This window comes from Robiginitalea biformata HTCC2501, assembly GCF_000024125.1.
In the GTDB taxonomy this organism is placed as follows: domain Bacteria; phylum Bacteroidota; class Bacteroidia; order Flavobacteriales; family Flavobacteriaceae; genus Robiginitalea; species Robiginitalea biformata.
Window position 1 is genome coordinate 3,164,817 of record NC_013222.1, and the last position, 14,020, is coordinate 3,178,836.

Annotated in this window: 17 protein-coding genes; 10 read left to right on the forward strand and 7 right to left on the reverse strand. The window is 57.7% G+C overall.

Going from position 1 to position 14,020, the window contains the following annotated elements; genetic code table 11:
- Positions 1-37: 37 nt before the first annotated feature.
- From RB2501_RS14020 to RB2501_RS14050, 7 genes are read left to right on the forward strand one after another with little or no spacing between them, the layout of a single operon-like run.
- Positions 38-811 (forward strand): ParA family protein, encoded by a 774-nt coding sequence (locus RB2501_RS14020; protein WP_015755518.1) that lies wholly within the window; start codon positions 38-40, stop codon positions 809-811.
- A complete protein-coding gene (locus RB2501_RS14025; RefSeq protein WP_015755519.1) occupies positions 811-1,707 on the forward strand; it encodes a ParB/RepB/Spo0J family partition protein in 897 nt (298 codons plus the stop codon). The genes RB2501_RS14020 and RB2501_RS14025 overlap by 1 nt, the downstream gene beginning before the upstream one ends.
- On the forward strand, positions 1,700-2,389 hold the full coding sequence (locus RB2501_RS14030; protein WP_015755520.1) for a DUF5683 domain-containing protein: 690 nt from the start codon (positions 1,700-1,702) through the stop codon (positions 2,387-2,389). Before RB2501_RS14025 ends, RB2501_RS14030 begins: the two co-directional genes overlap by 8 nt.
- A 4-nt stretch (positions 2,390-2,393) precedes the next feature.
- A complete protein-coding gene (dapB, locus tag RB2501_RS14035) occupies positions 2,394-3,095 on the forward strand; it encodes a 4-hydroxy-tetrahydrodipicolinate reductase (RefSeq protein WP_015755521.1) in 702 nt (233 codons plus the stop codon).
- A 52-nt stretch (positions 3,096-3,147) separates the two neighbouring features.
- Positions 3,148-4,857 carry a signal peptidase I gene (gene lepB, locus RB2501_RS14040; RefSeq protein ID WP_015755522.1) on the forward strand — a complete coding sequence of 570 codons (1,710 nt, stop codon included), beginning with the start codon at positions 3,148-3,150 and terminating at the stop codon, positions 4,855-4,857.
- Positions 4,858-4,863: 6 nt separating this feature from the next.
- Positions 4,864-5,484, forward strand: coding sequence for a WbqC family protein (locus RB2501_RS14045; RefSeq protein WP_015755523.1), 621 nt, complete (start codon positions 4,864-4,866; stop codon positions 5,482-5,484).
- A gap of 1 nt (position 5,485) precedes the next feature.
- A complete protein-coding gene (locus tag RB2501_RS14050; RefSeq protein ID WP_015755524.1) occupies positions 5,486-5,806 on the forward strand; it encodes a DUF6122 family protein in 321 nt (106 codons plus the stop codon).
- Here RB2501_RS14050 and RB2501_RS15895 read toward each other — a convergent pair.
- From RB2501_RS15895 to RB2501_RS14085, 7 genes are all read right to left on the reverse strand, one after another.
- Positions 5,786-6,784: an endonuclease/exonuclease/phosphatase family protein gene (locus RB2501_RS15895; RefSeq protein WP_015755525.1), complete on the reverse strand. Its 999-nt coding sequence runs from the start codon at positions 6,782-6,784 to the stop codon at positions 5,786-5,788. The genes RB2501_RS14050 and RB2501_RS15895 overlap by 21 nt on opposite strands.
- Before the next feature lies 1 nt (position 6,785).
- Positions 6,786-7,661, reverse strand: a complete 876-nt coding sequence (locus tag RB2501_RS14060) for a rhomboid family protein (RefSeq protein WP_015755526.1) — start codon at positions 7,659-7,661, stop codon at positions 6,786-6,788.
- Positions 7,662-8,414, reverse strand: coding sequence for a rhomboid family intramembrane serine protease (locus tag RB2501_RS14065; protein ID WP_015755527.1), 753 nt, complete (start codon positions 8,412-8,414; stop codon positions 7,662-7,664).
- Positions 8,415-10,286, reverse strand: coding sequence for a DNA mismatch repair endonuclease MutL (gene mutL, locus RB2501_RS14070; protein WP_015755528.1), 1,872 nt, complete (start codon positions 10,284-10,286; stop codon positions 8,415-8,417). It abuts the gene before it with no gap.
- Complete coding sequence (locus tag RB2501_RS14075) at positions 10,283-10,576, reverse strand: hypothetical protein (RefSeq protein ID WP_041327893.1); 294 nt, start codon at positions 10,574-10,576, stop codon at positions 10,283-10,285. Before RB2501_RS14075 ends, mutL begins: the two co-directional genes overlap by 4 nt.
- A gap of 96 nt (positions 10,577-10,672) precedes the next feature.
- Positions 10,673-11,149, reverse strand: a complete 477-nt coding sequence (ribH, locus tag RB2501_RS14080; RefSeq protein WP_015755530.1) for a 6,7-dimethyl-8-ribityllumazine synthase — start codon at positions 11,147-11,149, stop codon at positions 10,673-10,675.
- Between the two features lies 1 nt (position 11,150).
- Positions 11,151-11,918 carry a tetratricopeptide repeat protein gene (locus tag RB2501_RS14085; protein WP_015755531.1) on the reverse strand — a complete coding sequence of 256 codons (768 nt, stop codon included), beginning with the start codon at positions 11,916-11,918 and terminating at the stop codon, positions 11,151-11,153.
- A 117-nt stretch (positions 11,919-12,035) separates the two neighbouring features.
- On the opposite strand from RB2501_RS14085, the gene recF reads away from it, so the two are divergent.
- Genes recF through RB2501_RS14100 form a run of 3 tightly spaced genes read left to right on the forward strand, consistent with a single transcriptional unit; the run spans position 12,036 to position 13,909 of the window.
- A complete protein-coding gene (gene recF, locus RB2501_RS14090) occupies positions 12,036-13,115 on the forward strand; it encodes a DNA replication/repair protein RecF (RefSeq protein ID WP_015755533.1) in 1,080 nt (359 codons plus the stop codon).
- A complete protein-coding gene (locus RB2501_RS14095; RefSeq protein WP_148214393.1) occupies positions 13,096-13,629 on the forward strand; it encodes a hypothetical protein in 534 nt (177 codons plus the stop codon). Before recF ends, RB2501_RS14095 begins: the two co-directional genes overlap by 20 nt.
- Positions 13,616-13,909: a DUF721 domain-containing protein gene (locus RB2501_RS14100; RefSeq protein WP_015755535.1), complete on the forward strand. Its 294-nt coding sequence runs from the start codon at positions 13,616-13,618 to the stop codon at positions 13,907-13,909. The genes RB2501_RS14095 and RB2501_RS14100 overlap by 14 nt, the downstream gene beginning before the upstream one ends.
- The last annotated feature ends 111 nt before the right edge of the window (positions 13,910-14,020 follow it).

A 14,020-nucleotide genomic window follows, 5' to 3' on the forward strand; every position in this document is an offset into this window, starting at 1 on the left:
AAATAATCGTATTTTTAACCCCTAACTCAAGTTGCAGATGGGCAAGACTATTGCTATAGCGAATCAGAAGGGCGGCGTCGGAAAAACGACCACTACGGTAAACCTGGCCGCCGCGTTGGGCGTGCTGGAAAAGAAGGTGTTGCTCATCGATGCGGATCCACAGGCAAATGCCACCTCGGGCCTCGGCATCGACGCGGACAACATTTCCCTGGGGAGTTACCAGTTACTGGAGCACACCCGGGCCGCCTCGGAGTGCATCATCCCGACGAATTCCCCGAACGTCGACCTGATACCCGCACATATCGACCTGGTCGCCATCGAGATAGAGCTCGTAGACCAGGACCGCCGGGAGTCCATGCTGAAGGTCGCGCTGGAAGAGGTACGTCACCAGTACGATTACGTGCTGATCGATTGCGCACCGTCCCTGGGGCTGCTGACCCTGAATGCCCTCACAGCTGCCGACTCGGTGATCATCCCGATCCAGTGCGAATACTTTGCGCTCGAAGGCCTCGGCAAGCTCCTCAATACGATTAAGAGCGTCCAGCGCATCCACAACCCGGACCTGGACATCGAAGGCATGCTGCTCACCATGTACGACGCCCGCCTCCGCCTGTCGAACCAGGTGGTGGAAGAGGTCAAAAAACACTTTGGCGACATGGTCTTCGACACGATCATCCAGCGGAATGTCCGCCTGGGCGAGGCGCCGAGTTACGGGGAGAGCATCATCAAATACGACGCGAGCAGCAAAGGGGCTGCCAACTACCTGAATATGGCCCACGAATTGCTGCAGAAAAACAGGCAAACCGTCTAATGGCAAAAGCGACCAAAAAACAGGCACTCGGCCGCGGCCTTTCCGCCCTGCTGAAAGATCCGGAAAACGACATCCAGTCGGTATCGGACAAGCACGCCGACAAGGTGGTGGGCAGCATCGTGGAACTCGACATCCGCAGTATCGAGGTGAACCCTTTCCAACCCCGTTCCAATTTCAACGACGAGGCCCTGGACGAGCTGGCCTCTTCCATTAAGGAACTCGGGGTTATACAGCCCATCACGGTGCGCAAGCTCGGGTTCGACAAATACCAACTCGTTTCCGGGGAGCGGCGCTACCGGGCCTCCCAACGTATCGGGCTGGAGAGTATCCCAGCCTATATCCGCATCGCCAACGACCAGGAAACCCTGGAAATGGCGCTGGTGGAGAACATCCAGCGACAAGACCTGGACCCGGTGGAAATTGCACTTTCCTACCAACGGCTGATCGACGAGATCGGGCTCACCCAGGAAAAACTCAGCGACCGGGTGGGGAAAAAGCGCAGTACGGTAACCAATTACCTGCGTCTGCTGAAACTCGACCCCATCGTCCAGACCGGGATGCGGGACGGGTTTATCAGCATGGGGCACGGCCGCTGCCTGGTAAATGTGGACGACCGGGGGGAACAACTTCGCATCTACGAAAAAATCCTGGCAGACAACCTTTCCGTCCGGCAGACGGAAGCGCTGGTGCGCTCCCTGGGCAACAAGCCGGCATCCAAAACGGCCGCAAGGAAAGAATTGCCCGAATTTGCATCCGACGGTTTGTCCGTCCTGAAATCCTACCTGGATGCCCCGGTAAGCGTACAGGCCTCCGGGAAAGGCAAGGGCAAAATCACCATCCCCTTCCACAGCAAAGAAGAATTCAGAAGGCTGAAAAAACGCATTACCGGTGACTAGAAACCTCCTGATCGGCCTGCTCCTGGCCTGGGGGTCCTTTGGCGCCAGCGCCCAGGAAACGGATTCCACAGCCCTGCAGGCCTCTCCTGAGGCACAACGGGCCAACGATTCGCTGCAGCGGCAGGATGAACAAGCCGTACAGCGCCAGATGGCCGAAGGCGGTGTGCGCTTCGAGCAGGTGGAAAAGCGGGAAATCAACCCGCTGGCCCCCTCCAAGGCCGCATTTTATTCGGCCGTACTCCCCGGGTTGGGCCAGATCTACAACCGCAGGTACTGGAAAGCCCCCATCGTCTGGGCGGCCATCGGGACGGGTACCTACGTCTACATCTATAACGACGATCTCTACGACCGTTTCCGGACCGCTTTCAAGCGGCGCCTGGCCGGCTTTACGGACGATGAATTTTACGACCTCAACCCAAACGACGACATCACCCCTGCAACCCCGGACCTGTCCGACGAGGCCCTGCAGGACGCCCAGGAACGCTATCAGCGAGACCGGGACCTGGCCCTGCTGATCACCATCGGACTGTACGCGCTGAACATCATCGACGCCAACGTGGATGCCCACCTGAAGCAATACAATGTGGACGAAGACCTCAGCATGGAAGTACAGCCCTACCTGGAAAACAACCCCATCGACGGCAGCCCGCATTACGGCCTGGCGGTTAACATCAAATTTTAAGCCCATGAAAATAGGATTGTTCGGATACGGCAAAATGGGAAAAATGATCGAAGGGCTGGCTCCCGGACGGGGCCATGAAATCCGCGCGCGCATCGACGCGCCCGGCGACCCTGCCCCTTTTGACCAGCTGGATGTCGCCATCGACTTCAGCAGCCCGGAGGCCGCCTTCGACAATATTGCGCGCTGCCTGGAAGCCGGGGTCCCGGTGGTATCCGGCACCACCGGTTGGCTCCACCGGTACGACGCCATCTGCCGGCAATGCGAGGAGACCGGGGGCGCCTTTATCTACGCTTCGAATTTCAGCCTGGGGGTGAACCTGTTTTTCAGCCTGAATGAGTATCTGGCAGACCTGATGTCCGGCCAGGACGCCTACAGCGCTTCCATCGACGAGACCCACCACACCGAGAAAGTGGACGCCCCGAGCGGTACGGCTATTACCCTGGCGGAAGGCATTCTGGAGCGGACCCCCTATACCGGATGGAGCAGCGGTTCCGGGAATGCAGGGGAATTGCCTGTACATTCCCATCGGGAAGGGACCGTGCCGGGCACCCACCTGGTTACCTATGCATCTGCCGTAGACCAAATCGAGATCCGGCATACGGCCCACAACCGGGAAGGGTTTGCCCTGGGCGCGCTGGTGGCAGCGGAATGGCTGATTGGAAAAAAGGGGGTTTTCACGATGAAAGATGTGTTAAACCTCCGTTAACCGTTATATGAGATCGCCTGTATTGGGCGTTATTTGAAGTCAAAAGACACCTATGGATTATACCCAGTGGATCCTGTTTATTCTTCTCGTCCAGGTGATTCATTTCCTCGGAACCTGGAAATTGTACCAAAAAGCCGGCCGGAAGGCATGGGAAGCCGCAGTACCCGTCTATAATGCCATTGTGCTGATGCAGATCATCGGCAGGCCCCGCTGGTGGGTACTCTTGTTGTTTATACCGATTATCAACCTTTTGATGTTCCCGGTCATCTGGGTGGAAACCATCCGGAGTTTCGGGAAGACCCGCCTGGCGGATACCTGGCTTGTTTTGCTTACCCTGGGCTTTTACATCGGCTACATCAACTATACCCAGGAGGTCACTTACCGGCCAAACCGGGACCTGCACCCAAAATCCGCTTCCGGGGAATGGGTGAGTTCCATCGTATTCGCCGTGGTGGCAGCCACCCTGGTCCATACGTACTTTATCCAGCCGTACGTCATCCCCACCGGGTCCCTGGAGCGGACCTTGCGGGTGGGCGACCTGCTTTTTGTGAGCAAGTTCCATTATGGGGCCCGGATACCCATGACCACCGTGGCAGCCCCCATGGTGCACGATACGCTGCCCGTACTCGGGGTTCGTTCCTACCTGAAAAAGCCCCAACTCCCCTATATGCGGCTCCCCGGTTTTCAAAAAGTCTCCCGCAACGACCTGGTGGTTTTCAGCTGGCCGGCAGACACGGTCCGGCAATTTTTCCGGGCTGAACGCGGGGTCGATAAACCCATCGACAAGAAATCGAATTACGTCAAACGCTGCGTGGGTGTGCCGGGGGATTCCCTGAAGGTGGTGGACGGCTACGTATATATCGGGGGGGAGCGCCTCCGCCTATCCGACCGGGCGCGACCCATGTACGACTACACGGTCTACGGCCAAAAAGGGGTTTCCAGCCGCTGGCTGGAAGAGGTGGGCGCCGACGAATTCCTGCGTACCTATGTGTCCCAGGGGCTCAGCGGCCCCCAGCTCAACGCGCTGCGGCCCTACATCTACAACTTTGACAACCAAAACGGGCAAACCGTCCTGTTGACCCCCGCGGAAGGCCTGCCCCTGGATGCGGTCCGGCAGGCGGGAATTACGCAGATTCGCGAAGTGCCCGCCAGGGAGCGGACCGTGGCCCTGACGGATGCGATGGCCGAAAAGCTCCGGGACTACTCGGGGGTCGATTCCCTGGTCCGGATAGTGGAACCGGCCGGGAAAGCCGGGGGGAATATCTTTCCGCAAAGCCCGCTTTACCCCTGGAACAACGACAACTTTGGCCCCATCTACATCCCCGGTGCCGGCGACCAGGTAGCCCTGACCCCTGAGACCCTGCCGCTGTACAAAAAGATCATCCGGGATTACGAGGGGAATACGGTACGTGTCTCCGGTAACCAGGTGCTGGTAAACGGGGAGCCTGCCGCGACCTATACCTTCCGCCAGAATTATTACTGGATGATGGGGGACAACCGGGACCATTCGGAAGACAGCCGGGCCTGGGGTTACGTACCCGAGAACCACATTGTGGGGAAACCCGTATTCATCTGGATGAGCTTCGACAACTTCAACCAGGGGATCGCCAACTGGAAACCCCGCTGGGACCGGATTTTTACCACGGTAGGCGGATCCGGGGAGCCCCGCTCCTATTTCCGGTATTTCCTCCTGGCGCTGGCGGCGTATTTTGTCATCGACTTTGTGGTACGCAGGCGCAGGAAGAACCGCAAAAAAGCCTGACGCGCGATGGGCAGCCTGCTGCATCCCGTATATTTCCCGAATATCCGCACCATGGCGCATCTTGCCCGGGGCCCGGTGACCTGGGAAGTATGGGACAATTACCAAAAACAAACGTATCGCAACCGCTGTTACATCTGTGCCGACCGGGGCCGGCAGATGCTCAACATCCCGATCCGACATACAGGGAAGCAAAACGGGCGTCAATTGTACCGGGAAGTCTGCCCGGACAACAGCTACCCCTGGCAGCGTCAACACTGGCGTGGCCTGCAAACCGCGTACCGGTCCGCCCCCTTCTTTGAATTCTACGAAGCGGACCTGGAGCCCCTGTTCACCACCCGCTTTGAGTCCTTGCTGGAACTGAACCTGGCCTCCACTGCGTTGCTTTGCGACCTTCTGGGCCTCGGGATGCCGCAGGAGCAGACCGAAAGCTACCGGGAAGAACCGGAGGGCCTGACCGACCGACGACGCCTGGTGGATGCCAAATCCGATACCGGGTCCGGGCTGCGGCCATACCCCCAGGTCTTTGGCGAGCGTCACGGATTTATCGGGAATGTCAGCTGTCTGGACCTGTTGTTTAACGAAGGCCCGTCTGCCCGCGAATACTTGTTGCAACTACCAATTTCCTGATATGGCCCGGGAACTCGTGCATTACGGCATTCACCTGGGGCTCCCCGTCCTGGTGGCATTCCTCGCCTACCCCGGCAAGAAATGGTTTGCTTTGGCCATCCTGCTGGCCGGGATGGCCATCGACCTGGACCACTTGCTGGCCAGCCCGGTCTTTGACCCGAACCGGTGCAGCATTGGCTTCCACCCCCTGCACTCCTACCCCGCAATTGCCGGCTACCTGCTTTTTTTGTTCTTCCGCAAAACCCGACTGGTAGCGCTGGGGTTGGTAATCCATATACTGGCCGATGGGGCGGACTGCCTGTTACTCGCCATGGAGGCGTAGGGTCGCCATTACGGGCCGGTGGTCGGACAGGTGGATGTCAAAAATTTTGTGGTGCAGGACTTCCATCCGGGAATCTGCCAGGATATAGTCGATGCGATAGGGAAGGCCGCGAAGGCTGTAGGTAGCCCCGATGCCGGAGCCCGCCTGCCCGAAACTGTCTTCCAGGCCGGCCGAGAGGATGCGGTAGGTGTGGGAAAACGGCGTGGCGTTGAAATCCCCGCAGATAATGGTGGGGTACGGGGCCTCCTGCTGATGGGCCTTTACCAGCCGGGCCTGACTGACGTGCTGCCCGGCCACCGCGCGGAACCGCCTGAGGAACCACCCCCCGTATTCGCGGTACAATATGCGTTCGCTGCGAATCCGGTACGATTCCAGGTGGACGTTGTAAATCCGGATGGTGTCCCCTTTCACGGCCACATCGGCAAAGATCGCGTTGTTGCTCGTGTCCGGGAAGTCGATGGACCCCGAACGGACGATGGGGTATTCGGAGAAAATGGCCTGGGTGGATTTGCCGATGATTTCCGGGGAGAAGGCCCGGTACGGGTAGCGACTGACATCGAACGAACCGTATCTTTCGAGTTCCTGAAAGCAGAGGATATCCGCATTGATGTCTTCCATGGCCGTTCGAAGGCCGGCCGGGTTATCAGCTTCCGCAAGCACGTTGCCCGAGTTGAAACTGGCAATCCGCAGGCCTTCTGTTCCTATGCGTTCCCCGGGACCGGCCATCCGGAAATACGGCCCGAAGCTCAAAATGGAGGCAATTAAGGCAAGACCCGGAAACACGGCTTTCCGGCGATTGAAAAGCAGCAGCAGCACGGCCAGGGCATTGGCTATCACCATATAACGAGCTGCAATACTCAACAGGTCCAACAGCGGACTGAACAGGTGGAAATAAGAGATACAAGCCAGCAAAACGAGCAGGGCGTTGACCCCGATCAGGGCGTGCGCCGTCCAGCGCAGTAGTTTCCGCCGGCCCATCTTAGTCTTCTTTACCGGCTTTAAAAAGGAAGTCCTTTTCCGCCTGGGTCAGGCTCTCGTATCCGGATTTACTGATTTTATCGAGGATCGTATCGATTTTCCGCTGGCGCGCCTCCTTGTCGTAATCCACTTTTTTCGCCTTGCGGCCTGCCTGCTTCCTGTACACCGTCTTCAAGGGCGCTTTCCTTTCCCTTTTCTCAAAAAGCCCTGCAAACCAGTCGAGCATGCGGGAAAAACCCGCGCCCAAATCGCCGCCCTGGGCCGAACGGCGGGCATACAGGTAACCGAGCAATGCCCCGCCCAGGTGGGCGATCCGTCCCCCCGGGTTATCGCCGGTGGGGATCAGCACCAGGTCCAGGAGTACAAAGAATGCCCCGATGTACCACAGCTTCAGGTTGAAAAAAAACAGCCGGACCTCCTGCTGCGGCAGGTAGGTGCAAACAAAGATCAGTACGGCCATTACCCCGGCCGAGGCGCCGATCAGGGGCGACTGGCTCTGGTAAAAGACCGGGAAGATGTTGTAGGCGGCCAGGAAAAATGCCCCGCCCAGGATCACCCCGAGGAAATACACGTTGATAAACCTTCGCGGCCCGTAGAAATTCAGGAATATCCGCCCAACATAGTACAGCATGAGCATATTGAAAAAGATGTGGAACAGCCCCCCGTGCAAAAACGAATACGTCACCAGCGACCAGGGCTGGACCAGGAAGTCAAAAAAGTCCTTGGGGAGTTCAAACCACTGCTCCAGACTCCGGCCGGGCAGGTTCAGGAGGAACCCGGCGAGGCCAAAGACAATGAATACCGCCAGGTTTATGACGATCAGCTTCTCGGCGATGCTCAGCCGGGCAAATTGGTATTTGAGGTTGCCGTTATTCATCTATAGATCCCATCGGTTATTGTTAAATTGATTCTGCTTCCAGTACCACATCATCAGGAAGCCGAAAATGGCGCCGCCCACGTGGGCAAAATGGGCGATCCCGGCCCCGAATATGGAATAGCCGGTCAGGCCTGAGAACAGGTCTATGGCAATCAATACCGGGATAAAATATTTCGCCTTGATCGGGATCGGCAGGAAGATCAGGAAGAGTTCGCTATTGGGGAAGGACATGCCAAAGGCCACCAGGATCCCGTAGATGGCCCCCGAAGCCCCCACGGCAGGTGTAAAATAAGATTCCAGCATGCGACTGACCACGTCTCCGGGAGCCATCTGTGCCCATCCTTCATTGTATTTGCCCTGTGCGAGCAGGTTCATGATTTCCGATTCGCTGGCCCCTGCGCTGACCAGCGCTTCCACTCCCTGGTGCACGTGGTAGTAATTGACCCCCGAATGGATCAGGGCGGCCCCCAGACCGGCGGAAAAGTAGAAGAACAGGAACTTCCGGGTGCCCCACATCCGTTCCAGGGGCGAGCCGAAAGCCCAGAGCGCATACATATTGAACAGGATATGCATGAACGTCTGGTTGCTGTGCATAAACATGTGGGAGACGATCTGCCAGATCGAAAAATTCGGGTTTTCCGGATACCACAGGGCCAGCCAGTCGTACAATTGCTCCCCATAGAGCATTGCGGCCACATAGAGGATGATGTTGATGACCAACAGGTGCTTGATGCCTTCGGTGATTCTTCCCATTTAGCTGAGTTTTTTTTCGAGTTCCTCCATGGAGAGGGTCACATAGGTGGGCTTGCCAAACGGGCTCGTCCCGGGTTCCTTGCAACCGAACAGGTCGTTGACCAGCCCGAGTTGCTCTTCTTGTTCCAGGGCCGTGCCATGCCGGACGGCCAGGGACTGTGCCAGCGCCTTTGCAATGCGGTCGCTTTGGGAAAAGTGCACCCCGTCCTCGTGACGCTGCCAGTCCGAAACGATCCCGTCCAGGATGGACTCCGCCTCGGATTCCGGGACCCCGACGGGCAATCCGGTAATTTCCACAAAATCCTCCCCGGTACGCCCAAATCCGAATCCCATGGCCTCGAGGGCCTCCTTCAAGCCTTCGAGGATATGGATCTCGGAAGGGTTCAGCGATGGTTTCAGGGGAAACAGCAAGGCCTGGGTGGCCGGCTCCCGCTGGGTAGTGCTCCGCAGGAAGCGCTCGTAGATGACCCGCTGGTGTGCCCGGCGCTGGTCAATCAGCAACAATCCGGATTTGATGTGCGACAACAGGTATTTGCGGCCCACCTGGAAGACCCCGGCCTGTTCTGGAATTTCCGCGGCATTCGCCCGGAACAGCGCTCCCTCGCTTCCCCCGGAAGCCACCGTCCAACCTTCCCGGGTCTCCTCGGAAACCGCCTCCGGGTTGCCCCCGTCGTAGAGGACTTCCCAGCCGGGGCGCTTTTCGCGTGGGGCGGCCGGTTGGGCATGGCGCGCTGCCGGTTGGGAATCGCGCAGGGCGTGTTCCTCTGCAAACGGATTGAACGTCCGGTCTACGCTCACTTTCGGCACAGCCGCGTCTCTTTGCTGGTAGGCATAGGGCGTTTCCAGGTTCGGGTCCCGCTCAAAATCCAGCACCGGGCTGATACTGAACTGCCCCAGGCTGTGCTTCACCGCAGACCGAAGGATGGCGTACAGGCTCTGCTCATCCTCGAATTTAACCTCGGTTTTGGTAGGGTGGATATTGATGTCGATGGCCCCGGCGGGCACCTGGAGGTACAGGAAATACCCCGGATAGGTGTCGGGCTTTAGCAGTCCCTCAAAGGCCGTCAGGATGGCGTGGTGCAGATAAGCGCTCCGGATAAACCGGTCGTTCACAAAAAAGTACTGTTCCCCCCGGCTCTTCTTGGCGAATTCCGGCTTGCAGATAAACCCGTCTATTTCGGCCAGCTGGGTTTCCTCCCGGACCGGGACCAGGCGCGTGTTCATCCGGGAACCAAACAGGTGGACGATCCGCTGCCGGAGGTTCGCTTCGGGGAGCTGGTGGACTTCGCTGTCGTTGTGTACCATGGAAAATGCAACTCCGGGATGGGCCAGTGCCACCCGCTGGAATTCCTCCAGGACGTGACGGTACTCCACCTTATCGGACTTCAGGAAATTTCGGCGGGCCGGGATATTGAAAAACAGGTTCTTGACGCTAATGGAAGTCCCTACAGGGGCCACGGCTTCTTCCCGGGATTGAACGGTATCTCCCGCAATACGGATCCGGGTGGCCAGTTCGGCCCCATCCTCCCGGGTCTGCATTTCCACCTGGGCAATGGCCGCAATGGAAGCGAGGGCCTCCCCGCGAAAACCCTTGGTGTGCAGCCGGAACAGGTCGGAGGCTTCCGAGATTTTGGAGGTCGCGTGCCGGCGAAAACTGAGCAGGGCATCGGCCGGGCTCATGCCGCACCCGTCATCCACCACCTGGACGAGTGCCTTGCCGCCGTCTTTTACAATGAGCTGCACCCTGGAGGCGCCGGCGTCCACGGCGTTCTCCAGGAGTTCTTTCACGACGGATGCCGGACGCTGGACCACCTCGCCAGCCGCAATCTGGTTGGCTACGTGTTCCGGTAACAATTTAATACGATCGGTCATTCGCTCGGAAAAAATATCGAAAGGTCAAAATCGAAAATGTACAGGACGATCAAGAGCAATACTGCAAGAATGATCCAGAAACGCAGGCGCAGGTTCCGGTCGCCCTGCTGCTTGATATCGCTAATGGCGTTGTTCCAGCGGGTCTTCAGGCCGCCGGGCCCCTGGGCCGTGGTGCGGTATTTGTCGAGCTTGTGCTGAATTTTAAAGGGGTTTCCCTCGCCTTTGTCGTCGTAATACCGGGGCCTGTAACTGTACTTTTTATTCTTGCGAAGTTTTGAAAATCGTCCCATAACCCGAAACTCAAAAGTACAGAAAAAGCGAAACCCGGCCGCGGGCAGCATGCCAAAAATTGTTAACAGAAAGTGGGGCTCCGGATCGGGGAATTCTTATAGGGCAGCCATTTTCAGGGCAGCGATTGCCGCCTCGGCACCCTTGTTGCCGTGCCGCCCCCCGCTCCGGTCACGCGCCTGTTGGATGGTATCGTCCGTCAGGACGCAAAAGACAACCGGGACATCCTGCCGGACATTCAGGTCTTTGATGCCCGCAGCCGCCGCCTGGCAGACAAAATCAAAATGGGATGTTTCCCCCCGGATCACGCTCCCGATGGCGATGACTGCGTCGGGGCGCTCCCGTTCAATCATCCGCTTGCAGCCAAAGGTCAGCTCAAAACTTCCCGGGACATTCCATCGCAGGATACGGTCGTCCGCCAGGCCGCAATCGATAAGTGTTTCATAAGCCCCTTTAAAAAGAGCTTCAGTAATTTCTTCGTTCCATTCGGAAACCACAAGGCCAATACGCATCCCCCCCGTATCGGGAAGCTGCTCCTTGTCGTAGTGGGAAAGGTTCTTCCCGGAGGTCGCCATCTCAGCTGCCTTTTTTGGCCATCCCGATCAGGGCTTCCACCCCGGACGCCTGTGCGGATTGCGGATATTCGTCCCGGATTTGGCTGAAATAGCCGAGGGCCGTATCGTATTCCTGCATCTCCAGGGCAGTGATCCCGGCTTTCTGCAGGTAGAGGGGCGTGGTAAAATTGTTCGTGTCGTGCGCCAGGGCTTTCTCGTAATAGCTCAGCGCTTCGCCCGATTGCCCGAGTTCCAGGAAGGCATCGCCGATGGACCCCAGGCTTACCGCTCCGAGGATGGCATCTTCAGAAGTGTATCCCTCCAGATAACTTATGGCCTGCTCGTATTGGTCGAGCTGCAAATAGGACACCCCGGCGGCATAGCGCGCCAGATTGGCGGCTTCCGTCCCGGAATATTCATCGATAATATCCACGAGCCCGTATTTGCCGTCGGCTCCGTTGAGAGCCAGCGTATACAGGGAATCCGCAGCCGTATCGGTTTGCTGCGCCTGGCGGAAATACTGCAGGGGGTAGAACAATTCATTGCTGGCGGCTTCTTCGCGCGGTTGCTGGATAAATTGCTGGTACCCGAGATACCCCAGCACACCCACGGCAATTACCCCGATAACCCCCAGGATATAATTCTGGTTCCGGGCCACCCATTGCTCGGTTCTCGAAGCGCTGCTGTCCAGCGTACTGAATACCTCAGCGGTGGTACTGTCGTGATGCTCCTGCCCGGCTTCCTCGCCCTTGTTTTTGGGCTTGTATCCGCGCTTTTTGTATGTCGCCATTTTTTGTATTATTGGTCGCGCAAAAATACGAGTTTTATCCAAAACCGAAAGGCAAATTATTCCTTATTTTTGAATAATTTCCCCTGAACCTCCCACCCGGGTACCGAGCCGAATACCATGCATTTAAACCGCTTGTCCTTATTGAATTACAAGAATTTCGAGTCCCGGGATTTCAGCTTCGACTCCAAGATCAACTGCCTGGTCGGGCCCAATGGCATCGGCAAGACCAATGTTCTGGATGCCATTTACCACCTGGCATTCGGCAAGAGCTACTTCAACCCGGTTACCACCCAGAACATCCGCCACGGGGAGGATTTTTTTGTGATCGACGGGGTATTCGACAAGGAAGGGGAAGCGGAGCACATCGTCTGCAGTTTTAAAAAAGGGGTTCGAAAAGTACTCAAGCGGAACGACAAGGCCTATGACCGGATTTCCGACCATATCGGGACTGTGCCCCTGGTCATCGTCTCCCCGGCCGACCGGGACCTGATCCTCGAGGGGAGCGAAACCCGCAGGAAGTTCCTGGACGGGGTGATTTCCCAATCGGACCGCGGCTATCTGCAGGATGTGCTGGATTACCAGAAGGTACTTTCCCAGCGAAACGCGCTGCTCAAATATTTTGCAGCCAACCACCGTTTCGACAGCGAAACCCTGGAAGTGTACAACATGCAAATGGCAGCCCTCGGTAGCAGGATCCATGGGAAACGCGCAGCTTTTATGGAGGAATTCCAGCCGATATTCAGCGAGCAATACCAGGCGATTTCCGGGGGGGACGAAACCGTGGGCCTGGCCTATGAAAGCCAGTTGGCAGATGCTCCCCTGGAGGAACTGCTGAGGCGGAGCCTGGAAAAGGACCGCGTACTCCAGTACACCACACAGGGCATCCACAAGGACGACCTCAGCATGACCATCGAAGGGCACCCGATCAAGAAGTTCGGCAGCCAGGGACAACAGAAATCCTTTCTGATCGGGCTGAAATTTGCCCAGTTCCAGTTTATGAAAGCCCGGCGCCCGGGCACCCCCATCCTGTTGCTGGACGATATCTTTGACAAGCTGGATGAAAACCGCGTGGCCCACATCATCAGCCTGGTGAACCGGGATCTTTTCGGGCAGATATTCATCAGCGACACCCATGCCGACCGCACCGAAGCGGTGGTTAAAAAAATCCACCAGAGCTATGCGTTTATCGAATTATAGAAAAATTGAGGCAACCCGCTCCGGGCCGGGGATGGCCTTCTCCGGGGAATGGTCGTTTCCAGGGAGACTCCCGGGGGGGACGGTACGCGCCCTGCTCGGGATAGGGTTACTGCTTCTGGCATTTTCCTGTTCCGGCGTCTCAAAGGCAGACCTGCACCACCTGGAAGGTTACTGGGAAATCCGGGAGGTTGAATTTCCGGACGGCAACAACAAGGAGTTCCCGGCGAGTCCCATGGTGGATTACTTCTCGATGCAGGGACGCAGCGGGTACCGCAAAAAACTGCAACCCCGGATGGACGGCACCTTTGAAACCTCGGACGACGCCCTGCCCCTGGAAGTCCTGGAAAGGGAAGGGCTTTGGCTGCTGCGGTATACCGGGGAGGAAGGCGACTGGGAAGAAACCCTCGTCGATCTCGGCCCCCAAAACCTGGCGTTGCGCGATCCGGCAGGGGTGGTGTACCGGTATGTGAGATATCAACCCTTAACAAACACCATTCCCGATGGCACGCAATGACGACAAACAGTCCCTGGGGGACGCCCTCCGGGATTTCCTCAAACAACGCGGCCTGCAAAAAGGCATCGACCAGGTAAACATCGCCGAGGCGTGGAACGAGGTCCTGGGGCCGGGAGTGGCCGGGTATACGCTCCGGGTACAACTGCGGGGCTCCACCCTGTATGTCTCCCTCGGTTCTTCCGTCCTCCGGGAAGAACTCAGCCTGGGAAGTTCCCGGATTATCGGTATGTTGAACGAGCGGATGGGCCGGGAGGTGGTTGAAAAACTCGTGCTCCGCTAATTTTTTCCTGCCGCCTCTGTTTCTCCCTTTGCGGCAGCCATTTTTAACTGCTGCAATTCCGCTCTCCGTGGCGACTTGTTGTCCCTGCTGCCTGCGCGCGCAGCACCTGCC

Bases quoted from the DNA above. Each gene is read 5' to 3' on its own strand.
- lepB (WP_015755522.1), top strand. From the start codon at position 3,148: ATGGATTATACCCAGTGGATCCTGTTTATTCTTCTCGTCCAGGTGATT.
- RB2501_RS15895 (WP_015755525.1), bottom strand. From the start codon at position 6,784: ATGGGCCGGCGGAAACTACTGCGCTGGACGGCGCACGCCCTGATCGGG.
- RB2501_RS14065 (WP_015755527.1), bottom strand. From the start codon at position 8,414: ATGGGAAGAATCACCGAAGGCATCAAGCACCTGTTGGTCATCAACATC.
- RB2501_RS14100 (WP_015755535.1), top strand. From the start codon at position 13,616: ATGGCACGCAATGACGACAAACAGTCCCTGGGGGACGCCCTCCGGGAT.
- RB2501_RS14050 (WP_015755524.1), top strand. From the start codon at position 5,486: ATGGCCCGGGAACTCGTGCATTACGGCATTCACCTGGGGCTCCCCGTC.
- RB2501_RS14020 (WP_015755518.1), top strand. From the start codon at position 38: ATGGGCAAGACTATTGCTATAGCGAATCAGAAGGGCGGCGTCGGAAAA.
- RB2501_RS14060 (WP_015755526.1), bottom strand. From the start codon at position 7,661: ATGAATAACGGCAACCTCAAATACCAATTTGCCCGGCTGAGCATCGCC.
- RB2501_RS14085 (WP_015755531.1), bottom strand. From the start codon at position 11,918: ATGGCGACATACAAAAAGCGCGGATACAAGCCCAAAAACAAGGGCGAG.
- RB2501_RS14045 (WP_015755523.1), top strand. From the start codon at position 4,864: ATGGGCAGCCTGCTGCATCCCGTATATTTCCCGAATATCCGCACCATG.
- RB2501_RS14095 (WP_148214393.1), top strand. From the start codon at position 13,096: ATGCGTTTATCGAATTATAGAAAAATTGAGGCAACCCGCTCCGGGCCG.
- RB2501_RS14025 (WP_015755519.1), top strand. From the start codon at position 811: ATGGCAAAAGCGACCAAAAAACAGGCACTCGGCCGCGGCCTTTCCGCC.
- ribH (WP_015755530.1), bottom strand. From the start codon at position 11,149: ATGGCGACCTCCGGGAAGAACCTTTCCCACTACGACAAGGAGCAGCTT.
- dapB (WP_015755521.1), top strand. From the start codon at position 2,394: ATGAAAATAGGATTGTTCGGATACGGCAAAATGGGAAAAATGATCGAA.
- mutL (WP_015755528.1), bottom strand. From the start codon at position 10,286: ATGACCGATCGTATTAAATTGTTACCGGAACACGTAGCCAACCAGATT.
- RB2501_RS14075 (WP_041327893.1), bottom strand. From the start codon at position 10,576: ATGGGACGATTTTCAAAACTTCGCAAGAATAAAAAGTACAGTTACAGG.
- recF (WP_015755533.1), top strand. From the start codon at position 12,036: ATGCATTTAAACCGCTTGTCCTTATTGAATTACAAGAATTTCGAGTCC.